At 54.7% G+C, this 23489-nt stretch carries 18 protein-coding genes and 2 tRNA genes; 2 read left to right on the plus strand and 18 right to left on the minus strand.

Annotation, left to right across the window (positions count from 1 at the left end):
• Nucleotide 1: 1 nt before the first annotated feature.
• From JMJ16_RS30655 to JMJ16_RS30670, 4 genes are all read right to left on the minus strand, one after another.
• Entirely contained in the window at nt 2-859 is an 858-nt protein-coding gene (locus JMJ16_RS30655; protein ID WP_374226798.1) for an AAA family ATPase, read from the minus strand.
• Nucleotides 860-1136: 277 nt separating this feature from the next.
• A complete protein-coding gene (locus JMJ16_RS30660) occupies nt 1137-1721 on the minus strand; it encodes a class I SAM-dependent methyltransferase (RefSeq protein ID WP_201387776.1) in 585 nt (194 codons plus the stop codon).
• Between the two features lie 213 nt (nt 1722-1934).
• Nucleotides 1935-3041, minus strand: coding sequence for an aminopeptidase (locus JMJ16_RS30665; RefSeq protein WP_201387778.1), 1107 nt, complete (start codon nt 3039-3041; stop codon nt 1935-1937).
• Nucleotides 3042-3173: 132 nt separating this feature from the next.
• Nucleotides 3174-3665: a DoxX family protein gene (locus tag JMJ16_RS30670; protein ID WP_201387780.1), complete on the minus strand. Its 492-nt coding sequence runs from the start codon at nt 3663-3665 to the stop codon at nt 3174-3176.
• Nucleotides 3666-3817: 152 nt separating this feature from the next.
• Here JMJ16_RS30670 and JMJ16_RS30675 point away from each other — a divergent pair, with 152 nt between their 5' ends.
• A complete protein-coding gene (locus JMJ16_RS30675) occupies nt 3818-4237 on the plus strand; it encodes an ester cyclase (RefSeq protein WP_201387782.1) in 420 nt (139 codons plus the stop codon).
• 50 nt (nt 4238-4287) lie between these two features.
• Here JMJ16_RS30675 and JMJ16_RS30680 read toward each other — a convergent pair whose 3' ends face one another.
• The 9 genes from JMJ16_RS30680 to pgmB all read right to left on the minus strand — a co-directional run bounded on the left by JMJ16_RS30680 (nt 4288) and on the right by pgmB (nt 13773).
• Entirely contained in the window at nt 4288-5154 is an 867-nt protein-coding gene (locus JMJ16_RS30680) for a xanthine dehydrogenase family protein subunit M (RefSeq protein WP_201387784.1), read from the minus strand.
• 86 nt (nt 5155-5240) lie between these two features.
• Nucleotides 5241-7580, minus strand: coding sequence for a xanthine dehydrogenase family protein molybdopterin-binding subunit (locus JMJ16_RS30685; protein WP_201387786.1), 2340 nt, complete (start codon nt 7578-7580; stop codon nt 5241-5243).
• Between the two features lie 71 nt (nt 7581-7651).
• Nucleotides 7652-8161 (minus strand): (2Fe-2S)-binding protein, encoded by a 510-nt coding sequence (locus JMJ16_RS30690; RefSeq protein ID WP_007905358.1) that lies wholly within the window; start codon nt 8159-8161, stop codon nt 7652-7654.
• A gap of 606 nt (nt 8162-8767) precedes the next feature.
• On the minus strand, nt 8768-9475 hold the full coding sequence (locus JMJ16_RS30695) for a hypothetical protein (RefSeq protein WP_201387788.1): 708 nt from the start codon (nt 9473-9475) through the stop codon (nt 8768-8770).
• 303 nt (nt 9476-9778) lie between these two features.
• Nucleotides 9779-10159, minus strand: coding sequence for a plastocyanin/azurin family copper-binding protein (locus tag JMJ16_RS30700; RefSeq protein WP_201379009.1), 381 nt, complete (start codon nt 10157-10159; stop codon nt 9779-9781).
• A 166-nt stretch (nt 10160-10325) separates the two neighbouring features.
• Nucleotides 10326-10402: transfer RNA gene (locus JMJ16_RS30705), tRNA-Glu, on the minus strand.
• Nucleotides 10403-10479: 77 nt separating this feature from the next.
• Nucleotides 10480-10556: transfer RNA gene (locus JMJ16_RS30710), tRNA-Glu, on the minus strand.
• A 284-nt stretch (nt 10557-10840) separates the two neighbouring features.
• The gene (locus tag JMJ16_RS30715; RefSeq protein WP_201387790.1) at nt 10841-13027 is read right to left on the minus strand and encodes a glycoside hydrolase family 65 protein; all 2187 of its coding nucleotides are present in this window, start codon (nt 13025-13027) and stop codon (nt 10841-10843) included.
• Between the two features lie 98 nt (nt 13028-13125).
• A complete protein-coding gene (gene pgmB / locus JMJ16_RS30720; RefSeq protein WP_201387793.1) occupies nt 13126-13773 on the minus strand; it encodes a beta-phosphoglucomutase in 648 nt (215 codons plus the stop codon).
• Between the two features lie 498 nt (nt 13774-14271).
• Between pgmB and JMJ16_RS30725 the strand changes: the two genes are divergently transcribed.
• The gene (locus JMJ16_RS30725; RefSeq protein WP_201387795.1) at nt 14272-14979 is read left to right on the plus strand and encodes a hypothetical protein; all 708 of its coding nucleotides are present in this window, start codon (nt 14272-14274) and stop codon (nt 14977-14979) included.
• 37 nt (nt 14980-15016) lie between these two features.
• Here the strand turns inward: JMJ16_RS30725 and JMJ16_RS30730 are convergent, their stop codons facing one another.
• From JMJ16_RS30730 to JMJ16_RS30750, 5 genes are all read right to left on the minus strand, one after another.
• Complete coding sequence (locus JMJ16_RS30730) at nt 15017-15808, minus strand: S9 family peptidase (RefSeq protein WP_201387797.1); 792 nt, start codon at nt 15806-15808, stop codon at nt 15017-15019.
• A 38-nt stretch (nt 15809-15846) separates the two neighbouring features.
• The gene (locus JMJ16_RS30735) at nt 15847-16617 is read right to left on the minus strand and encodes a Sir2 family NAD-dependent protein deacetylase (RefSeq protein ID WP_201387799.1); all 771 of its coding nucleotides are present in this window, start codon (nt 16615-16617) and stop codon (nt 15847-15849) included.
• 181 nt (nt 16618-16798) lie between these two features.
• Nucleotides 16799-18787: a serine/threonine-protein kinase gene (locus JMJ16_RS30740; protein ID WP_201387801.1), complete on the minus strand. Its 1989-nt coding sequence runs from the start codon at nt 18785-18787 to the stop codon at nt 16799-16801.
• Nucleotides 18788-18868: 81 nt separating this feature from the next.
• Nucleotides 18869-20668 carry a zinc ribbon domain-containing protein gene (locus tag JMJ16_RS30745; RefSeq protein WP_201387803.1) on the minus strand — a complete coding sequence of 600 codons (1800 nt, stop codon included), beginning with the start codon at nt 20666-20668 and terminating at the stop codon, nt 18869-18871.
• A gap of 266 nt (nt 20669-20934) precedes the next feature.
• Nucleotides 20935-23394, minus strand: a complete 2460-nt coding sequence (locus JMJ16_RS30750; RefSeq protein WP_201387805.1) for an Eco57I restriction-modification methylase domain-containing protein — start codon at nt 23392-23394, stop codon at nt 20935-20937.
• Nucleotides 23395-23489: the final 95 nt, after the last annotated feature.

A 23489-nucleotide genomic window follows, 5' to 3' on the forward strand; every position in this document is an offset into this window, starting at 1 on the left:
TCTACACTCCTACAATTTTGCGAATGACCTTGCTGAGCTCGCCGCCGCCCCCGACTTTGAGCACATCGTCCTGATACTTGAGAAGCGCGCCCAGCGTATCACGTACCGTACCTTCAACGAGTTCGAGCTGATGTAGTGCGAGGAGTGAGCTTAACCAATCAAGGGTCTCGGCGATGCCGGGAGCTTTATACAGGTCCATGCTACGAATCTCACCCACGAAGGCGCAGACCTGGCGAGCCAGTTGCTCAGGGGCCTCGGGCATGCGCGCCCGCACGATGGAGTACTCTTTCTCCAGTGTGGGGTAATCGATCCAGTAGTAGAGACAGCGGCGGCGGAGCGCGTCATGGATCTCGCGTGTGCGGTTGGAAGTAATGATGACGAAGGGTGGCTCCTGGGCGCGAATGGTGCCGATCTCTGGAATCGTAATCTGGAAATCGGAGAGCAACTCAAGCAAGTAGGCCTCAAACTCTTCATCGCTGCGGTCCAGTTCGTCGATCAAGAGCACTGGCGGTTTGGCATTGGTAGGGCTGATAGCCTGGAGCAGCGGGCGCTGAAGAAGGAAGTCTGGTCCAAAGATCTCTTTGAGTTCATCCTGGCGACCCTGTGCGCCGCCCTCCATCAGGCGAATATGCAGCATCTGGCGCGTGTAGTTCCACTCATAGACGGCGGTACTGACATCGATGCCTTCATAGCATTGCAGGCGAATCAAGTGGGTATCGAGAAGGGAGGCCAGGACCTTCGCTATCTCGGTTTTGCCCACGCCGGGTTCGCCTTCCAGCAGAAGCGGCTTGCGACGCTTGAGCGCGAGGAAGACGGTCGTGGCGAGGCTACGGTCGGCTATATAGTTCTGGGCAAACATGGCCCGTTGGACGTCTTCAATTGAGGCAAGCGACGAGGCGTTTGCCGTGGTGTTCTGAGTGGTCTCGATAAGATGTTCCTGCTCCAAGAAAGGCCTCCAGCTACTACCTTGCGGAAACCTGAGCGCGCTTGTCCTCGAATGGGGGAAGCGCTAGTCACGAGAGTGACGTTGGTTTCCGCGTAAGTTCCTAGGGAAACTACAGCGAAGCACATATGTGTTCGAGGTGATAGTTGTATTCTAAGCTATGCGAACGCCTGTCTGCAAGGGAAGCGAACTCTCACTTGCGCCCTAGAGCGCAGAGAATGTTGGTGGGTGTATGCTCCTTGATCTGGAGTTCGGTATTGAAGAAGCCAATTTGAGTCAGGTCGAAGAGGAGTTGTTCGCCAATGGCCTTGAAGTCCTGATCTGTTTTAGCGTTGTGTGGCTGGAGGGTGAGCGCAAGCATTCCATCGGGGCGTAGTACGCGGTATAACTCGCGAATAGCGGCCTTGCGGTCGCTCCAGAGCTGAACGGAGTTAATGGCAAAGGCCTTGTGGAAGGTATCGTCCGCGAAAGGGAGTTGCTCGGCGCTTCCCTGCTCCAATTGCACGCGCCCGGAGAGAAGGGCGGCATTGCGCTTTTTCGCCATACTGAGCATGGCTGGGGAGGCATCGACGCCCGCAATGAGAGCGGCCTGCGTCTGCTTGGTTAGCAAGTGGATGGCCTCCCCCGTGCCAAAACCTACCTCCAGCACATGATCGCCTGCCTGAATGGGGAGAAGCGAGAGTGTCCAGGCGTAGAGGGGCTGGTTCTGGCGTGCCATGATCCTTCCACCCAGGCGCCCCAGGAGCCCGGCCGGGTGACCAAATAAGATGTCCCGCATATATCTGCAATCCTCCCTTGGCTGCTAAGACGAAGTACTTCCAGGTTATTATTCTTGCTATATATGCCGTAACTGGCAAAAAATGTTGTTATGTACAATATTGTAGCAGAAATATAGACAGCAAGAGGGAGCAGAGCATGCAGTTAGTAAGAGGAGTGAGACGCCCTGGCAGCCGCAGGCTGCCAGGGCGTCTCACTCCTCTTACTAATAAATTTAGCTGATGAGCAACTTGCCATCTTTGAGGAAGAGGGTATCATCGACCCAGACCTCGCCTTGCTGGCGCAGATCGCAGATCATATCCCAGTGCAGTGCCGACTTGTTGAGGCCACCAGTCTCGGGATAGCACGCACCCAGGGCCAGATGGACGGTGCCGCCCATCTTCTCATCGAAGAGGATGTTGCGCGTGCCGCGGGTGACGCGAGGATTATTGCCAAAGGCAAACTCGCCCAGGTAGCGCGCGCCCTCGTCCATATTCAGCATGTTCTCCAGGATATCCTGCCCTTCGCGCGCCGTGGCCTCGACGACCTTGCCATCCTTGAATACGAGGCGAATACCATTGACGGGGCGACCAGCATATGTAGAGGGGATGTCGTACTGAATAACGCCGTTGGCGCTGTTCTCAACCGGACTAGTGAAGAACTCGCCGCTGGGGAAATTGCGTTTGCCATCGCTATTGATAAAGATGCGGTCTTCAATGGAGAGCGTTAGATCTGTCCCCTCACCTACGACATGCACCTTCTTATGCCCCTTCAGCCAATCAACCTGGCTTTGCTGCTGCTTAGAAAGTTCTTTCCAGCGTGCGGCTGGATCTTCATCATTGAGGAAGCATACGTCGAAGACAAACTCCTCAAACTCGCGCAGGGACATATTGGTATCCTGAGCGTAGGCCGTGGTTGGGTAAAGGGTCAGGCTCCAGCGGAAGCTCCCCTCCTGCTCGCGTTGGCGGTAGGTGCTCATAAGTTGACGACCAACCTGGTGGCGTTTGGAGAGGCGCGCGGGATCGATATTGCTCATGGCCTTGGTATTGCCACTGGCCATAATACTCAGGCGGGCAGTGATTTTATCGGCCAGGGCGGGCATGACAGGCGAGAGCCAGGAGAGTTGCTCATCGTTGGCCTCGCGTAGGTGGATCTCGTCCAGTTCTTCAAGCTGGATCAGCGGAACGGGGTAGGCTCCTGCGCGTAGAATCTCTTCATAGACTGCTGAAATAAGAGGGGCAGCCAGGGGCGTCGATTGAATAGCGACCACGTCGCCGGGTTTGATATAGAGGGAGTACTGAACCAGGGTTTTGGCCCAGCGTTCAATGCGAATATCGCGCATAAGGATGTTACTCTTCTTTCCGTTTGAAATGATTTTTTCCATTATACAATGAAGTGTGCTACTGACGTATGCGCCTACGCTCCTGGGCAGCGTGCTTGCACCCACGTACGTCAGTAGCGCACTAGTAAGCCATTAGGCTGCGCTGGACGACGCAATACCGATGCCTATGACCAGGATCATGGCTGCTAGCCCAGCCCAAAAGCTTAGTGGACGTGGAAGCCTGAGTGAGAGGCGATTGTCGAGGGCATACGAGCCCGGATCTGCCAGCCCGAGAATGCCTGCGAGTAGGAAGAGCAAGAGTGCATATTCGAGGCCACCACTGGCAATCCAGAAGCCATGTGTCAGATGAACTTTGAGAATGGCCACTAACATTGCACCCATCACCGCCAGGGCCCCAAGAGGATGAAGAAGTCCTAGCAGGAGCAGGAGGCCGCCGCCAAACTGGCCCAGTGCAGCCAGTAGCCCCCAAAAAGGCGCAGGGCGTAGCCCGAGTGTCTCAGTCAGCTTAATGGTTCCAGCCAGGCCAGCTCCGCCAAACCAGCCGAAGAGCAGTTGTGTTCCATGCGCGACAAAAAGCAGTCCCACGAGGACACGAATAAGTGAGAGCGCCGATTTATAGGACATCTCAGCTCTCCTTTCCCTTGTGTTTTTCTTTTGCTTATAGTCACATATATAGTATATGGATATACGTTACATGCCGCGTGCTGTTTGTTCCAATGCTCAGAATGACGGTAAAATAAGATTGAGCAAAATAGTAAGATACAGGGAGTAAAAATATGACTACAGAGTTAGCACGAGGAGATAAAGATATCGCGCGTCAATTCTATGAGCGTGCCTGGAATGACGCAGATGAAAGTGCCGTTGATGAACTGCTGGCCGAAGATTTTTATAACCATGAACTGCCGGATGATAATGGGCAGCCACATAGAGAGCGTTACAAGCAAGCTATTCGCGATACGTTTACCGCCTTCCCAGACTGGAAGATAGACGTTTATGAGATTGGTGACGAGGGTGAGAACGTGCTCATGCGATATCGCTGCTGGGGAACGCATACTGGACCAGGTATGGGAGAGCCAACGGGAAAGCGCATAGAAATGGAGGGTGCCACGACTGTGCGTGTTGTGAATGGCAAGATCCATGAATTTTGGAAGAGGGATAATTCGTCAGAGGCCTGGAAGAAATTGAGATCTGAGTAAAGAAGAAGGCGCTAGCCTCGCGAGGCTAGCGCCTTCTTCTTTACTCAGGTTTATGCGCGTTCCAGGGCTTGCTCGATGGCGCGGCGGGTCATGACGGAGACCATCTGGCGGCGGTACTCGGGGGAGCCGTGGATGTCGCCGACTAGTTCCAGGCCCTCGGCGGCATGGCTGGCGGCTTCCGCGATGGTTTCGCTGGTAAGCTGTTTGCCAACCAGGGCCGACTCGGTGGCGCTGGCGCGGGCAGTCTGCATGGCGGCACCCGTGACAACGACGCTGGCGGCTGAGCAGGTGTTATCGCTGTCGAGCGAGAGCACAGCGGCGCAGCCCGCGATCGCGTAATGTGAGGCGCGGTTGGAGAGCTTAGTATAAGCGCTGCCCGTTTTGGCAGCAGGTTTTGGGAAGCGCAGCTCGACGAGGAGTTCATTGGGCTCCAGGACGGTCTCGAATGTACCCAGGATAAACTCATCGGCCGAGACGGTGCGTTTCCCATTTGGTCCCTGAATGACCAGTTCGGCTTTCAGGGCCAGAATCACGCCGGGCATGTCCGCGGAGGGATCGGCGTGGGCGATGCTTCCACCGATGGTGCCGCGATTGCGTACCTGCTGGTCCGCGATATGCGAGGCGCATTCGGGCATAAGCGGGAAGACGCGGCGCAGGAGGTCAGAGTACTCGACCTGGGTATAGGTGGTGAGCGCGCCGATTGCAATCACGTCGTTCTCTTCACGAATATAGGCCAGCTCTTGAATCTTGCTGATATCGATCAGATGCTCGGGCTGGGACAGGCGCAGTTTCATCGCTGGAATCAGGCTATGGCCGCCCGCGAGCACCTTGGCCTCGTCGCCATATTGTTGCAGGAGGGCAAGGGCCTCATCCACCGTTTTCGCGGGATGATAATCAAAGACTGCTGGTATAGACATACTGCTCGTATCTCCTCTTGAGTGTGTATAGTGTGCTGACCGAGGAACGCTGTCATTTCTGACCAGGGTTCTTCAGCTAGCGTGCTTTATCCTTGTTGGTAGTGGATGATCTTCCATAACTTTTCAGGTTTATAGGGCATATCAATGTGGTCGACATTGAGCGCGTCCGCGACTGCGGCAGCGACTGCGGGCGTCGAGCCAATGGTGCCAGCCTCGCCGACCCCTTTGACGCCCAGGGGATTGACCGGGCTGGGTGTGACGGTATGATCGAGTTCAAAGGGTGGGAAGCCCTCGGCGGCAGGCATCGCGTAATCCATAAAGGTCGCGGTGAGGAGCTGTCCATCCTCACTGTATTCTACACTCTCCCACAGCGCTTGCCCAATACCCTGGGCGAGTCCGCCGTGAATCTGGCCCTGAACGATCATCGGATTGAGCTGGCGTCCACAGTCATCCACGGCCACGAAGCGCGTAATCTGCGGCTCACCGGTCTCCTGATCGATCTCGACGACGCAGATATGCGTGCCGAAGGGGAAGACACAGGCATCAGGCTCGAAGAAGACGGTTGTCTCCAGACCAGGCTCGATGCCAGGGGCGAGCGTATTTGAGGTATGCGCCACCGCGGCCACCTCGGCGAAGGAGACAGCCTTCTGTGGGGAGCCAGCGACGCTAAACTTCCCATCTTCAAGCGAGATGTCTCCAGGGCTAGCCTCAAGCATATGTGAGGCGATGAGCTTCATCTTCTCTTTAAGCTTCTGTACAGCGTTGAAGACGGCTGAACCACCGACGGCGGTGGTGCGGCTGCCATAGGTGCCGCGCCCCTCGGGTGTAGAGTCGGTATCGCCATGCAGGATCATGACGTTTTCAACGGGAATGCTAAACTCGTCAGCCACAATCTGTGCGAAGGTTGTCTCCTCGCCCTGTCCATGCGGAGAGGCCCCGGTATACACCATAGCGGTCCCGTTTTGCTCAACGCGTACGCGCGCGCTCTCATAGAGGCCCACGGGCGCGGTACCTTTGGGACCGAAGCCGCAGATCTCAATGTAGGATGAGATGCCGATGCCCATGAATTTGCCAGCGGCTCGCTTGCGCTTCTGCTCCTCACGTAGCTCTTTATAGCCAATGATATCCATGGCCTTCTCAAGCGCGCCCTGGTAGTTGCCAGAGTCGTAGACGGCACCTGTCGCAGACTTGTAGGGGAACTGTTCCGGCTTGACGAAGTTGAGCAGGCGGACCTCGGCTGGGTCTTTATGCAGGGCGTACGCTACCATATCCATGGCACGCTCGGCCACGTAGGTCGCCTCGGGTCGACCGGCGCCACGGTAGGCATCAGTCGGTACCTTGTTGGTAAAGACGACATCGCTACTGAGATAGATGTGGGGAATATCATAGGAGCCGCCGGAGACGGGGAAGCCGAAGGCGGTCATGATCACATCTGTAAAGAGCTGGCTGTAGGCTCCCAGGTCAGAGATGCCATGAACCTTAAGGCCAGTGACCTTGCCCTCACGCGTCGCGGCGACTTCTACATAATCGACCTGGTCGCGTCCATGGACGGTAGTGGCCAGGTTCTCGCTGCGATCCTCGATCCACTTGATGGGGCGTCCGAGCTGCATGCTGATATAGGCCGCCAGCGTCTCCTCGGGATAGACATTGAGTTTGGAGCCAAAGCCGCCTCCCACCTCTGGCACGATCACACGCAACTGGTGTTGCGGGAGATTTAACTGAGAGGCCAGAATGTTGCGCAACAGGTGGGGAATCTGCGAAGAACTCCAGACAGTCAGCGTCTTATTCGCCTTACGGTATTCCGCGAGTACACCACGAGTCTCCATTGAGGCGGGGGCGAGGCGTTGATTGATCAGGCGGAATTTCAGCGTGATGCCACCATTGGCCTTAGTCTCGGCGAAGACTTTGTCGATCTCATCGGTGGGCGGCTTCACATTCTGAGCCACATTCGTCCCAAACTCTTCGTAGAGCAAGGGGGCGCCAGGTTGCATGGCCTTCTCGATATCAATGGCTGCGGGGAGGGGATCATAGTCCACCTCGACCAGGTCGGCGGCATCGCGGGCAATATAGGTGTTCTCCGCGACAACGACCGCCACCGGGTCGCCGTAGAAGCGTACCTTGCCTTCTGCGAGTGGTCCGCGTACACCCATGCCATTGACGATATGGCCCACGGGAACCGCGATTGGAACATTGCCCACTTTGCCTTTAATATCTTCAGCGGTATAAACGGCGACGACGCCAGGATGTTTCAGGGCTGCTGATGTATCAATGCTAAGAATGCGGGCGTGACCATACGGACTGCGCACGACGGCCATATGGAGCGTCCCTGGGAGTTTAATGTCATCCACATAGGTAGCCTGGCCGGTGATCAGCCTGGGGTCTTCACGTCGTTTAATTGACGTACCAAGCATAGAAGCAATACCCATAAATAGTTACATCCTTTCTCCACTATGAGAAACGCAACGCGATGGGCCTGAGAGCGGTGCGAAAAGGGGGCCTAGTCGCCGGTGCTCACCGGCTGCGAGGCCCGAGTATCCAGGGCTTCAGCGGCGGCCTGGACGGCGCGTACAATGTTCTGGTAGCCGGTGCAGCGACAGATGTTGCCTTCCAGACCCTTGCGAATCTCTTCCTCGGAAGGATGAGGGTTTCGCTTGAGGAGCTGGGCGGTAGCCATGATCATGCCTGGTGTGCAGAAGCCGCATTGTAGGCCATGTTTCTCCCAGAAGGCTTCCTGAATGGGATGGAGATTGTCCTCGCTGGGGGCCAGGCCCTCAATTGTTGTGACCTCGCATTCATCGGCCTGGACTGCCAGGACGGTACATGATTTAACCGCTTCTCCATTGACATGTACGATGCAAGCGCCACATTGAGAAGTGTTACAGCCGACATGGGTGCCGGTAAGGTCGAGGGCATCACGCAGGTAGTGAACCAGGAGTGTGCGAGGCTCGACCTCAGAGTGATACTGTTTCCCGTTTACCGTGACTGTGATTGCGCGTTTCATCGCCATCGATGGTCCTCCATCTGAGTCTAGTTGTGTGTGCGCCAGGTATCTGGAGCGCATAGACACAAGTGTACAAAGTCTGCGAACATTATAGAACGATATCGAGAGTGAGCAGCCCGGAGGCTACTCAGGAGTAAGGCATGTTTTCCGTCTAGAAACAGGGATGACTATGTCGTGTAGGACCTGCTATTAGTGTACAGGATTGGCCTAGAACGAACCCTTCAAGCTACAGTGTGCAGCACAATTGCTACTGGTAGATGTAACATAGTGTTGAGCCATGACGGGTTAAACGTCAACTGTCCTTTTATCCCACTTATAGATGTGGGGCCGGGTTTCCATACGAAAAATGCACAAGGAGAAGCCAGAGGAGCCTGAGTGTAGTGAAAGAAATACATTGAAACACAGAGAAATAGGGATCGAGCGATTGACAAACTGGCCTCTCGTTAGGAGGTTGCGCCCTACTTTTTGAGCGTTCTTACTCGCTGACGAGCGAGAGAAAAAGCCTTAAAAAGGAGGTTCGTGCAGCCTGAAAAAAGGGTAGCATACAAAAGCAAGCATTGTCAATGCGACAATGCTTGCTTTTGTATGCTACCCTTTAACATCTCATATTGCTTATGGGCAGGCAGGGGGGGTCACATTTGGGATTGTGAAGGTTGGGCAGAACTTAGGGGTGCCGGTTGGTTGACCGCCGGGACCACCTGGATTGCTGGGTCGGGTGGGCGAGGGAGAAGGTGTCACAGTTGGTTTGGTCAGGCTAAAGAAGGCCGCGCGATCCTGCCCGACCGAGCAGTGTGAGCCGTCGGGTCCTGCAAAGTCAATCGTGACGATAGAGGTATGATTGACGGCGCCCTCATGCCCGGCGGTGGAGATAGGGATAACGACGAGGCCGTCGCTAGAGGTTGTGCCGCTTGCAGTACCAGATAGACCATCGCCCCAGTGGATGATGGCAGTGGCCGTAGCGCCTGCGATGCCCTGGGGGTTGCCACCGGAGTTCTTGGTAAACTTGGCATTGATGCCCAGGGTCATTTGCTGGGGATCGGCGTTATAGGCAGGCGAGGTCTGGGTGGCCCAGGCGCCGCACCAGTAGCCGGGTGTGGGTGAGGCGGTAACTTGTTTCTGGATATGGTTAGGATCGATGGTGACTGTTACCTGGGGCTTTTCGTTCGCGCTCATGCTATTGTCAGGTGCGCCACAGGCGGCAATGATGGTGGTAAATATCACGAGGAAGAGGACGACCGCGCCTTTGAAACAGAGTGAGGCCCTCGCTGAAAGTTTTGGCTGCTTGTTTGGTTCTGGTGCTGGTATATATGGTGCATCCATAAAACATTAACCTTTATCTTTAAATTTACTTATATGCACGTTGCGGTCAAGAGCTTAAGAGCGCTATGCGCTCAACTGAGACGCAGGAGATTTTTCCCGTGATTATAACATACTAAACGATGTGTATGGTGAGAATGGTGTAGCGCGTACCATAAAAGTACTAGATAGAACATGGTTTATCTGGAAGAGATGCATAAGAGGAGAGTGCATGCTCTGTGGAAAAGAAAAGTGGAATATCTTGCATTCCAAAGAGGAGAGAAGATATTCCACCTATGCTTTTTGTGTTGTGATGGAGTGCCTGACTTAGACTACTTTTACCGTTAAATTCATTCCTGGGTGGATAGTACAGTAGAATTCAAAGGTGCCAGCGGTTGTGAAGGGCCCAATATTTTTCGAATCATTGCCCGCGAAGTTAATAGTGCCAATATTAGGTGCTCCGGGCTCTGCTCCAGCTTTGGCTTTATTGCCCTGCCAGGTACCATTAGTGATAACATGGGGACCACTGACAGTATCGACCAGGGCGATGCTATCACCCTTTTTGACGGTCACTGTTGTGTCAATGAAGTTGGCGGAGCCCATCTTTACCTTGGTGCTAGCTTCGACCTGCTCTTTGATGGAACAAGCGGCGATAATGACGGTGAAGAGTGAGAGGCAAACCATCACAAATAAGAGTTTTTTATACATAAGAGATCCTTTCAGTCCTCCAAGGGCCTGGGTTTTGGTTATGGGGAGACCGGGTGAGTAAAACCGAAGATGCCTCCCCAGGAAAGCTCATAGTAAATATAGCAAAATCTGCCATACATAGCAAAGAGACAAGGGACTAATGCCCTTGTCTCTTTGTTTATTGAAGTGGTAGCGCATACGGGATTCGAACCCGTGATCTCCGCCTTGAGAGGGCGGCGTCCTAGTCCACTAGACGAATGCGCCAGAGCGTATCACCACTGGGTGATTAGTGTAAGCAAAAAAAGAAGACAAGGGGTTCTCCCTTGCCTCAGGGAAACGTATGGTAGCGCATACGGGATTCGAACCCGTGATCTCCGCCTTGAGAGGGCGGCGTCCTAGTCCACTAGACGAATGCGCCGGACTTTTAATGCTTGCGGGGCAGGTACGCTGCCATCGACTTAGCACGGTGTGAATAATACATGATAGCGGGGCCGTTGTCAAGAGTTTTCCAGGCTATTTCTTCCAGTATTCGAAAAGTCATGAGGCGGCCAGATAGGCTCATGCATAGAAGCTTGCTTCACGATCTGTGCTGGCTTTTCATTTCTCACGCCTGCGGGGTTCGCAGAGAGGGAAGTGTGGGTGTGCTACGGCGCGGGCTTAGCCCGCGCCGCAGCACACCCACACTTCCCGAGAACGTTTGCTTCAGGAGTGGATATCAAAGGGCGTGGTCTGACCTCTGAATTGAACAGTGAAGGCCAGGCGCGTCCAACGTTCGGGGAGATGGGGATTGATGTGTATCTGGTCATCTTTGATGCGTAGGCCCGCGAAGCCAAAGATGATGGCTTGCCAGACCGCGCCCGCGCAGGCCGCGTGGATCCCCTCTGGCGTGTTGCCACGCAGGTTCTCGATATCCACCAGCACGCCCTTCATCAGCAATTGGTAGGCCGCTTGCGTCTCATCGAGCTCGCTGGCCAGGATGGCGTGGAGCGCGGGTGTGAGTGAGGAGCCATAGTCATGATCAGTGATGGGATAGTAGTAGTCCCAGTTGACGCGCTTGGTTTGCTCATCAAACTCTTCGGTGAGAATGGTCAGCAGCATAAGCACATCGGCCTGTTTGATGATACGGTACTTCTGGATCGCGTGGACGCCCAGAATGCCCTGGTAGGAATCCTTGCGACCGTGATACTTGCTTTGATCGAGAGGCTCCAGATTAAAGAAGCCATCAAACTGCTCAAAGAGGTTGGTCTGAGGATCTCGTGGGAGGCGAATTTTATTGCTCACCTCGTGCCAGTGTGCCAGGTCTTGCTCTGTCAGTTCGAGCTGGTGTGCAAGCTGCTCCGCCTTCTCCGGGTGATGTTGTTGTAGCCACTCCAACGCTGCCAGGCCATATTTGATGTTTTGCCGGGCCATGAAGTTGGTGAAGGTGTTGTTGTTGACGTGCTCGTGCCACTCATCGGGACCGATCACATCCGTAATCACATAATCGCCTTTTTCAGGGTCTTCTTCCACGCGACTGACCCAGAAGAGAGCGCTGCTGAGCAAGATCTCTGCGCCAAACTTCTCCATAAAAGTATCATCGCCGGTCACGCGCCAGTAGCGCCAGGTGGCATAGGCAATGCTGGCGGTGATATGGATTTCGATAAAGCCGTTGAGGACGGGAATGACCTCGCCCGTTTCAGGATGAATGATGGAGCTAGGAGTTGTCTCCTCGCCACTCAAGGTGCTTTCCCAGGGGAATTGGGCGCCCTGGAAACCATTACTGGCCGCCTTCTGGCGCGCGGCATCGAGCAGGCGATAGCGATAGATCAGCAGGTTGCGTGCCACCTCTGGCATGACAAAGGTATAGAAAGGCAGCATAAAGATTTCAGTATCGTGGAAGACATGTCCACGATAGCCAAAGCCAGTCATGCCCTTGGCTGCCACGCTATAGCGACTATCATGGGAGGAGACGTTGATGCGCAGTTGATACAGGTTATAGCGTGTTCCAACCTGGGCCTTTTCGTCGCCCTCAATGACAATGTCAGCGCGATTCCAGAAAGCACTCCAGGCCTCGCGGTTATTGGCGAGAAGCTGATCATACGGGAACTCTGTATCATACTCGAGCTTCTGGAGATGCTGAATGGCTGCTGTGCGGGGATCATCGGTGGCATCCCGCGAGGTATAGATCACGACCAGTTTATCGGCCGAGAAGGTCTGCCCAGGTTCGAGCGTACCGATGTAGCGGATGGCGGGTGCGATATCTGAGTTGAGCAACTCCTTGCTAAAGTTGGGTGTCTCGCTCTGGAAGGTCGTGGCCATAACAATCTGTACGAGCGTCTTCTTGGTCTCGCAATGTAGCCACTGGAGGTCATCGGTGTTGCCCTGGTCGACGGTCTCCAGGTGCATGACGTCGTAGTTGCCCTCGGCGGTATTGAGTGTCGCGATGATGGCGACTTCACAGGGCTGGCCCTGTGGCGTTTGTTCCAGGGTAGCGCTATAGTGAATGGCGCCTACATGTTCATCGTCAAGGCTGGCGAAACGCTCGCTGGTAACGCGCACTTCGATGCCAGCGGGACTGCGCCAGAGGATGTTGCTCTTGAGCAATCCCTGGCGAAGATCAAGCGAGCGATGATAATCTAAGATGGTGCCGCGATCAAGGCGAAAGCGTTCGCCGTTGAGAAAGAGCTGGATCAAGGTCCAATCGGGGGCGTTGGCGAGTTCCTCCTTGGCGATGGGAATATGATCAAAGACGCCATAGAGGAGGGTCGCGGGATTATTGCGAGGATACCCTTCCTCGAACGTGCCGCGTGTGCAGAAATAGCCATTACCAATCGTAAAGACGGTTTCCTGGCTCAGCACCTTTTTGAGTGTTGGATCGAACGCGTCCTCGTTGATGTGCCAGTGATTCACGAAAGTCCTCTTCCTTTTCCCTAACAATTTCCTACCATGTGGGTTGCAGACATGCCCTTGTGTTGCTTTTTGGGTTCCTCTTATAGACGTCACGATGGTTACTCAACGAGTAAGTCTTTTAAGTGTTTATTCTCCATGTTGGGGAGGACCTTATCAGGGCCATGAAAACGTGAGGCTGGTCCAATAGCAACCGCCTTCATGCCCGCGGCCTTGATAGCTTGAATGCCAGCATCGGCATCCTCAACACCAATACAGTTGGGGGTAAACACATTGACGAGTCCCGCGGCATAGACGAAGATGTCGGGCGCGGGCTTGCCGTTTACCACGCAGTTGCCATCGGCGATACCGTCGAAGTAGCTGGTCAATTGCAGGCGGTCAAGCACCAGGCGACAGTTCTTACTGGCGGAGGCAATCGCAACTTTGATGCCCGCGCTTTTGATTTCTTCGAGGAGCGCCACGCCGCCAGGCACGACCTCTTTGGGGGTCATGCGCTCAATGAGGGCGTGATAGTAGCGATTCTTGCGCTCCATCATCTCCTGGATCTGGTTCTCGGAATACTGGTGACCGCGGATGATATACATCAACGATTCACGGCGCCCCACACCGCGCAGATGCTCGTCATTCTCTTCATGCGTGAGGGTAATGCCCTCGTCATCAGCCAGGTGTTTCCAGGCTTGGTAGTGATATTCAGAGGTATCGGTTAACACACCATCAAGGTCAAAGATAATAGCTTGTGGTTGTGACATGTTTTGCTCCATCTCGAATGCTGTAATCGCGAGCGATAAAGAGGGGAGGGCCTTGTTATGAACTGCGGCATTTCTTCCCCTACTCCATAAACGAATGAGAGACTAAAACAGGCTACAAAAATACTTATGTCTTTGGATGAGTATGGAGTTCGTAGAGAATTTTAATACGTGTTAATGATGTTTATAAGCCAGGCAATAACACAGGCGTACTATATAATAGTTCAACTTCTATGTTAAGTCCGTTTCATGGCCGCTGCATGAATCTTCGTGCCTGTGGCGCTCAGGAGTAAGGGGTATGGGTGAAAACGGCAAAGCTGTTTTTCATCCATACCCCTTACTCCGAGGCAAGAGCAGGAAGAGAAATGAAAATTTCTGTGGGGCAAGGCGCTGAATTGAAAGCGACCATATAATCGTATAGTATGTAAGCGATGTAGTAATTACACGAAAATACGCAGGTCGTAAGATACAAGGTCAAATTTATGGGAGGCAGGCAGGCTAATGGAATATCCTGTACAAATTGGATTGCCGCAGATTCTACTCTTCATTTTGTTTGTGGGTGGGCTGGTGCTCTTAATCTCCTCGCTGATGGGATTGGCGGGAGGTCGGCGTGTCGTTGAATATGTGGATGAGGAGGGAATTCGTCGCTATAAGCGTAGACGTCGGCATATGAGGCCGGGGCGAGGCATTGGCGGTGTGCTGCTGCTGTTGCTGGCTGTAGGCATCCTGTGGATCACTTCGTTGACGCAGAGCTATCTTGGCTTAACGGGCGAGATCCAGGTTGCGCGTGTGCATGCGCAACCTGTTGAAGGTAGGCCGCATTTAATGAGCCTTGAGTTGACGCAGTACGATCAGCATGGCAATACCACCTCAGATAAGGCGTACTTCGTAAATGGCGACCAGTGGCTGCTTGAGGGCAATATGCTCAAGTTTCCGGGCTGGTTGAACCTCTTTGGGCTGCACTCGGGCTATAAGCTGACGCGCCTAGAGGGCCGCTATGAGGACGTGAACCTGGAGGCGAAGGGCGAGCGCTCCGTTTATGAATTGAACGGGGGCGATGGACAATTCTTCAAGACCGTATACAAGCAGGCGTGGAGTTCACCTTTTGTGGAGGCCGCCTATGGCACGGCTGTGTTTCTACCAGCGGATGGGATGACCTATAACATCTATGCCTCACAGGCGGGATTAGAGGCCAAGCCCGCGAAATAAGGGGGAGCAGAGGCGAGTGCTTCTGCTCCTCTAACTTTTATTTGGTTTTGCCAGGGGACTTGAGCAAGGCAAGTATCTCCTCGCGTGTACGTGTCCAGGCCTGCGATTTAGCATCAATTAGCTCGAAATGATCGGTATCTGGCAGGGAGATCAGGCGGACGGCATCGCCTGCCTGCTGGGCCTGTTGGGTGTAGGCCTGGCTGACGGAGAGGGGGACACGGTCGTCCGCGTCGCCATGAATCAGTACCTGGGGAATCTGGAATGGGAGGAGGGCCGTAGGTGAGGCGCTGGCGTAGTGCTCCCCTACCTCGGCGGGACCGCCTCCCAATAATTCAGCGGCGGCGCCTTTTCCCAGATTGAGTTTCCAGACAAGCTCGAGATCGCTGGCGCCTGCCAGGCTGATAACACCAGTAAGCTGGAGTGGTGAGGGACTGAAGAGCTGACTGGTTTTGGCTATGTGTGAGCGGCCCGCCAGCCAGAGGGCTAGGTGCCCGCCAGCCGAGTGCCCCACCGATATGACGCGGTCCAGGTCGAGGGCGTAGGTTGGAGCAATGGGCCGTAAATAATCCGTTGCAACGGCCACATCCTGCAAGGTCCCCGGCCAGGCTCCTCCTGGATCGCCAACGCGCCGGTACTCAATATTCCACACCGCGATACCGTGACCGACGAGGTCCTGGGCCAGCCCTTCCATTAGTGTGAGGTCATAAGGGGCGCGCCAGAATCCTCCGTGAATAAGCACCACAACCGGGTGTGAACCCGTCCCTAGTGGTACGTAAAGCTCCCCGAACTGCTGAGATTCTGAGCCATAGGCCAATGAGATTGCTTGCATGGTCAAATCCTCTCCCTGTATGAAGTGTCCTCGCCTGATTATGCATCAGGAGCGAGGCTCTTTACAAGGGGAGGGAGTATCTTGCCAGCTTTCCTGTGAATGACGACATCAGCATAAGTATCGAGCGTGGTAGGCTCGAGATTAATGATGATGAGCGGCACGTTGCGGCGTAGCGCGATGCGTGGAAGCGTGGAGGCAGGCGTTACTTTCAGCGATGAGCCGATAACCATAAAGAGATCACACTGTGCGGCATATTCCTTGGCGCGGCTAAGCTCGCTTTCGGGTACGCGCTGGCCAAAGAGGATAGTTGCCGTCTTCAGATAGCCGCCACAGAGAGGGCATTGGGGATCGCGCTCGCCATCGTCGATGCGTTGCTGCAAGGTTTCTATAGACGAACGTGTTCCACATAGGGTGCAGCTAGCCACACGCGAGGTCCCATGCATCTCCACAATGCGTTCAGGGGTATTGCCCGCGTCCTGGTGTAGCCCATCGAAGTTCTGTGTAATCAATCCTAGTAGCAGCCCCAAACGCTCTAAGTCGGCCAGGGCGAGATGCGCTGCGTTGGGGTGTGCGGCGCCCACCTGCTGGCGCAACTGACGCCGGGTCGCCCAATATTTCTGGCGCGCCTCGGCGCTGTTAATAAAGTCCCGATAGCTTACGGGCGGGTTGGCGCGCCAGATGGAGCCAGGCCCGCGAAAGTCGGGGATGCCAGACTCGGTACTGATGCCCGCACCCGTTAAGACCGCGACGCGGCGTGAGACCTGTAGCAGTTCGGTGGCATCTTGCAGTTGTTCTTGTAGTGTGAGCATAAGCGATATGGCTGTGTTTTCTGTAAACGAGGAAGAGCTACAAAAACGGCAGAGTTATCATATATATGCTTGTTTGCGTACGACCCTCAGCATTATAGCGAAAGTGCGCGGCCTGTGCAAACAAGCCGCGCGCAGAGGACGGAGCCAGAGTGTAGGGCCCATGCTGGCATGGACTCTACAACTAAGGCAATGTGAGTTGGGCGTAGGTCGCAACGTAGCCTGGTTCCTGGTCCTGGTTATTGGCTTTGCCTGTGATCAGGAGGCCTACCTGGCCTGCCGTATAGTGGCTATCGCTGATACTGGTTGTATGGTTGGCAAGAGTGATGGGGGTGTTATTGACTTTAAAGCTATAGGTGCTGCCATGAGCGATGACCTGGAGTGTATTATCAGCGTGGAGGCCAGTGTGGATGGCTTTTTCGGCTGTATTGCTCCAAAGGGTGTTAGGCGTAGGGATACCGTTATTGCTGTCATAGCGTAGGACCATGAGACCACCTTCTCCGTCGATGATGAGGGCGTAGCAGGACAGGACATTTGATCCGGAGTAGGAGAGATGGAAGGCAATGCCATAAAAGCGCTCCTGGGTTCCGGCTTCCTGGTGGAGGGTGACGGTCCAGGTGAAGTTATCTGGCAGCGTGCCGCTGGCCTGAGGGGCAGGAAAGTGAGTCTTGTTATCATGCACGGCAAGGTTATAGCCAGTGCTTGAGAGCGAGTCTGTGGTCGCATTGAGGTCCCCCACAGGCCAGTGATGGGGATTGTCGCTGGATTTGAAGGTGTCGGTAAAGGCCTGGGCTCCTTGGGTGGAAGGTGCGGTTGGCCAGTTCAGGCTAACCCCCAGGCGAGGAAGAACATTGGTCGCCACAAGCACGATGGCAAGCAGGATGAAAATAACCGTCATAATCGTAGAGAGCCTGAAGATGGGGGTGCGACGCGGCTGGCTTATCTGCGAGGGGACCGGGTAGGGATTGGTCTGTGGCATGACCCCCTGATCGGTTACGGGCGTGCGATGCGATTGATACTGAGGCGTGGTGAGCGCACCTGCCTGAGTATAGGCTCCGGGCGAGGACGGAAGCGCCTGAGCCGTGGAATAGCTGGGCTGGGTTGGCCTGGCGGATGGATGTGAGGGAAGGGTAAGTGCTGAGGCATTAGAGGAGAGCTGCGGCATCGCCGATGAGGGCTGCGAGAGCGTTGTCAGAGCCTGCTCCAGGGTATCGGCCATCTCTTCCGCGGTCTGAAAGCGCTGCTCGGGGCGTTTGGCGAGTGCGCGGAAGGTAATCTGCTCCAGGATTTCGGGAACCTGGGGGTTGGTAGCACGAATGGGGGCAGGCGGCTGGAAGGTGTGCTGATATTGAAAACCGGTAAAGTTTTCGGCCTGGAAGGGGCGCTGGCCCGCAAGCATCTGGTAAAGCACCACACCCAACGCGTAAATGTCGCTACGTGCATCCACAGGCTGTTCGTTAAATTGCTCTGGCGCCATATATGCCGCTGTTCCGACGATCTGACCTATCTGTGTCAGGGCCGGATTGGCGTGTGCCTGAGCCAGGGTCGCGCGTGGCGCCTCATCATGAGTAGAGAAAAGTTTGGCGATGCCAAAGTCTGAGAGCAGCAGGTGATTCTGGTCGCTGGAGGAGACAAGCATGTTCTGGGGTTTGATATCGCGGTGGACGATGCCCCGGAGATGGGCGTGATGGAGGGCGCGCGCCATCTGGAGAATATAGCGTGTCGTGCGTCGTGGATCAACGGGCTGCCCATCGTGCATATAGCTGCGTAGGGTTCCCCCACCGACATACTGCATGACCAGGTAGGTCAGCGTCTCGCCCTGGATACGAGCCTCGCCGAAGTCATAGACCGACACAATATTGGGATGCTCCAGTTTGGCGATAAGCAGGGCCTCGCGTTTGAAGCGCTCGATAAACTCCGCCTTATCCTGGTGCTGTCCCTGGTCGAGCAGGTGTGGCAGAATCACTTTGAGCGCGACATCGCGTTGCAGGCGATCGTGATACGCACGGTAGACGCGTGCCATGCCGCCCTCGCCAATGGCTGCCTTTATCTGATAGGCTTCGATCTGTGTGCCAATGAGTGCATCTTGTGGCATTATAACTCCCGAAACAGCAGTCTCGCGCCTGCGGCGCTCACTCTGATTGGTGGTATGGGTGTGCTGGGTAGCAGCCAAGGGCTGCCCCCTGCACATCCACATCACCAAACTCTCTCTTCTATTCTATCATTGTCGAGCTTTTAGTGCTCAAGCGTCCTGTCAGGTAATGATTGTTGAAACGGTGAGCGTAACGGTTACCGTGACCTGTTTGGAGCCGCTGGTAAAGGTAAGGTAGCCGGTATAGGTTCCGTCTTTCAATTGGACCCTATTGGGAGCAGTTGCAAGTGTTGTTGTCTGCTGCCCCGCGCTCAGTGTACCAGAGGATAGTGAGAGATTCAGCCAGGTGGCAGAACTGGTTGCGCTCCAATCGGAGCTTACGTTACCACAATTGGTTAGCGTAATCTGCGCGCGGTCCATGCCGCCATTGACGCTCTTCATGACAATGGAGGTAGGAGAGGCATTGATGCAAACGACAGTTGCCGCTTTGACGGTAAGCGTGACGGTAAGCGTGCTGTAGCTGGAACTGGCCTGGCTAGAGAAGACGACCGAGGTCGTATAGGTCCCGGCTTTTAACTGGCTGGCATTGGCACTTACTTGAATTGTCTGTGTGCCTGGAGCTTCAATCTGGCCCTGCGAGGGATACACATTGAGCCAGGAGGCGTTCCAACTGGATTGCCAGGTAAGCGTTCCACTACCGCGGGTAGTGAGTGTGGTCGTAGCGGTTGTCGATTGGTTGCTACCAGCGGTTGCGCTTAGTGAGACACTGGCAGGGTTGACGATGTCCAGCGCGGGTGGGTTTGACGCAGGAGTATCCGTGGTCGCGGGTGTATCTGTAGGAACAGGAGTATCCGTGGCAGTGGGTGTGCTGGTCACAGTGGTGGTTGGAGTTGGGAGGTGGACACCATTCTGGGTCACCGTCACTTCAAGTGAGGCTGTGTGCTGGACTGAGTTGCCACTGGCCTGAATAGTATGCTTACCTGGATGCCAGGTATTGTCAACATGGAGTGAGACCTTAAAGGTTCCCAGGGCGCTGACGTTCAGTGTATTGCTTCCACGTGTTGGATGTTGTGTGGAAAGAACGTTTCCAGCCAGCATATTTGTCTGTTGTACGCTGCCAGGGGTTGAACCAGCGGCAAACAGAATGGGTGTGCTGCCATCAAGTGTAAGTGTAACCGAGGTTCCGGGGAGGAAGCCCTGCCCTGAGAGTTGATATGTATTGCCGACCTGCACGACCGAAGCTCCATCCAGGCTGAGAGCGGGGGTAAAGAGTACTAGCCCGAGGGTTCCGATGCTGGCCAGAATCACGAGCACGGTAAGCGCGATTAGCAGCCAGGAGAGGCAACCGGGGTGGTTTGGGGGTGTGGTTGGCTGGGGCGAGCCAGGAGGGCCTGGTTGAGGCGATGATGTCGGTGGCGTATAGACGGGTGGTGGTAGTGAAATGGGTGGCTGGGCCACTGTTGGGAGCCCTCCAGGGGTGAAATTGCCACCAGGACCTGGCAGCAGTCCTGCCTGCATGTTGCCCATGGGTGAGGGCATATTTGGCGTCCCGTTGGCGCCTGGTATGCCTGGCTGGCTGGGCGTACCCTGGACAGTAGGAACATTGTTAGGTGCTTGCTCAAATGCCGCGCCCATCAAGGGGAGACCGAGGAGGGCTGCGCGTTTACGGCGCTCCTCTTCCTCCTCCTCCTCGGGCGTTGACGCTGGAAAGGAGGTCGGGCGATGAATGGGTGTAATAGGCGTAGTGGGAGGCGCGGTGTAGACCGGGGGGGGAGTCGCCGGATTAGACGAGGAAATTGGTATGTGCGGACCCGAAATCTGGGTCAGGGCATCAGCTTGCAGGACAGGATTATGCTGCCTGGTAAAGTCGTCGCTGGCGAGCTGATTCAGGCTTTTTCCACAATTCCCGCAGAAACCCGCTTCGGCGGGATTGAGTGTACCACAATGTTTGCAATGCATCATCGTGTAGTCTCTACTTTTCTCTGCTTGATTGCTAGCAGGGTATGTATAGAAATGAAAAGTCCTTCTCTGTGTATATAAAATGCAGTTTGCGATGTCAAAAGTGTAATTGGATAAGAGCTCCACTTCATATGGTACCATGTATTGTTGGGTTCTGAAGTAAAAAATATGACAGTTTCCCTGTGATGTGTACCACAAAATAGTTTCAGAGCTTTACACTGCAAAGACGTGAGCTCAAGGCATTTCTTGTGCATGAAGTGGCGCGCTTGTTATCGGGAGGGAAGAAGCTCCTGCTCTTCGGAGCCAAGGCGATATTTAAGGTCATAGGAGCGAATAAAGGTCAACTCCTCTTCTGTCATGCCATAGTGTTGGGCCAGGAGCGCATCTATGTCATCAATGATCGGCTTAGCTTTTTTGGCATAGACGGTATAGCTGCCGGTTTGTCCCCGGCGGCGATGGAGAGCGTTGTGGCGATAGTCCTGCATTAAATCCGCACAGAGCTGGCACAAGGCCTCAACCGCCTGGGAATCCTGGGGATAGGTAAAGCGAAAACCAAAGAGCATATAGTCTTTGAGGTTGAAGGTATCAAACGTGACGGTATAGTACCACCAGAAGAGCGAGCTGTTGAGAAGTGCCACGAAGACATCGCGGTGGTAAGGCGCCTGAAAAGAACAATACTTATTGGATGTGGTGTGATAGGGCCAGGGAAAGTTGATGAAGACCTTCCAGTATAGGCCGCCAGCCGAGCGATAGTACATACAATTCTGGTTGGGCTGGGGCGAGAGGTAGCGCTCAATTGTCTCCTGTCGTAGGAGCTTGGCCAGAATCGCGTTCTCACTGGCGTGGCCGAATTTTGGATAGTAATGAGGGTTTGCAGCATCAGTGTTCACGGTGACAGGACTGTAAACGAGCGTAGGGAAGAGGGCCGGGCGCTGTTCCGTGCTCCATTTACGTATATGCGTGCTGAAGCGTCGCTCTGGTCCACTGGCGCGCGCCAGGTAGATGGCGGTGGGGATGCTGGCAATTTTATGACCACCAAAGAGCATGGCGGGCCGGAAGTGATAAAACGAGAGCCAGCTTGTGGGAAACCAGCGTTTAAAGCCCCGCAAGAAGGGAAGCATATTGCGCGTGGCGAAGGCCGCCAGGGGCAGGATCATGCTCTGCCTGCCATCTGGAGCGAGAAGCTGGACGCTGCGCTCGATAATACAGGGATAAAGGTTGGCGCAGGCGGCTGTTTCGTAGCGTGGTAAGCGATAGGCGAACTTACGTGCCTCGTACTCTACGTAGGGGGGATTTCCCAGAATGATGCTGAAGCCGCCCTGTTGTTGGATCTCGGGGAAGGTGGCCCACCAGTGGAGAGGCTGGTGACTGGCACGCCAGCGGGCAAAGGCTTCGTCATCAGCAGGATTAACGCCATATGTCGCAGCCAGGGCATAGTCGAGTTCGCGCGGTGCCTGCGGATTCGGATAAGTTGCTGGAGCATGAACATAGCCTACCAGCGCATTACCCACATGTAGGTTCTGCTGGAGTGCGGGCAGAGGCTCAATACCTTCCACGCCTTGGAGCTGCGCCAGCAGTTTGAGAAAGAAGCGGAGCGTGCAAATCTCAATGGCCTCCTCCATGAGATCGACACCATACAGGTTGCGCGTGATAATGCTCTTGAGCAGGTCATATTTCTGCTGTACGGCAACAGGTCCACTGAGACGGCAGAGACACGCCTCGTAGAGCGGTTCTAGCACATTGAGGGCCGCGAAGAGAAAGGCCCCTGAGCCGCAGGTGGGGTCGAGAATCGAGACCTGGCAGAGTTCTGCATAAAAAGTGCGTACCAGTTGCAGCGGAAACGACACTGTGAGCAGATCAAGTACAAAGAGCTGTATGTCCAGGTTGTGAGTGATACAAGCATCAAACGTGTGAATCTCGCCCACTTTGAGCGCGTGCAAGAGATGTGTATAGCGTGCCTGACGTTGTGTGTATTCCTGTGCTGTTTCGCCGGGAAGCTCTGTTTGGCACCCCAGCTCGGCATAGATATAGCGCTCTGGCTGTGTGCGCAGGAGTTGCCAGTGAGGCGACGATGGCGAGAAGGATTCGGGTGCTTGTTGCGCGACTTTTTGTAGTAGATAGGGGAGCAGGGTATAGCGTGCGATATAGGAGGTCACATCGTCGTGTGTATAGTAGGCCCCCATCTGCTGTTGATTGACATATTGTTCCAGGATATGCCCAAGTATGTCAGGATTGATGACATCTTTCGTGCCAGAAGCAGAGGTTGATGGGTCAAGCTGCCACTCGTAGGTATCGAAGAAGGCGAAGAGTCGCTGAAAACTCTGGTCGGGAAGGTGGAGCGTGGGATAGCGCTGCTCGATGGCGTGCGGAGCGAAGAAGTTGCCCCCCAGGAAGGGAACAGAACCCAGGCGTACGAGTAGCTCAGGTGTGTGCTGGGCTTTGCTCAGGCCTTCGTGAAAGAGCGGTAGCAGGAAGTGGCGGTAGAACGTATCGGGTCCATAGTGTTCTTGTGTCTGCTGGAATTGCTCGAAGAGATAGCGTGGATTGCCCGCCAGGAAGCCCCGCTGTTGCAGGAAGGCGAGGAAGAGCAGGCGATAGAGCAGCAACGAGGCATAGTGCTCGCGCTCACGGCTCTCTTCAATACCCGAGAGCGCAGCGAGAAAGTGGTAGCGCTCCTGCTCAAATTGCTTATAAAAGCGGCGAATAACCTGTTCTTGTGTTTTCTTCACCCAGACAACCCCTGATCTCTACTGAAACAAAAAGCCTTCTAGTATAGCAACGTATAGTTGTACTGTTTGTATGATATTTTATCCAATCGGGTAGG

It is taken from the genome of Ktedonobacter sp. SOSP1-52 (genome assembly GCF_016587395.1).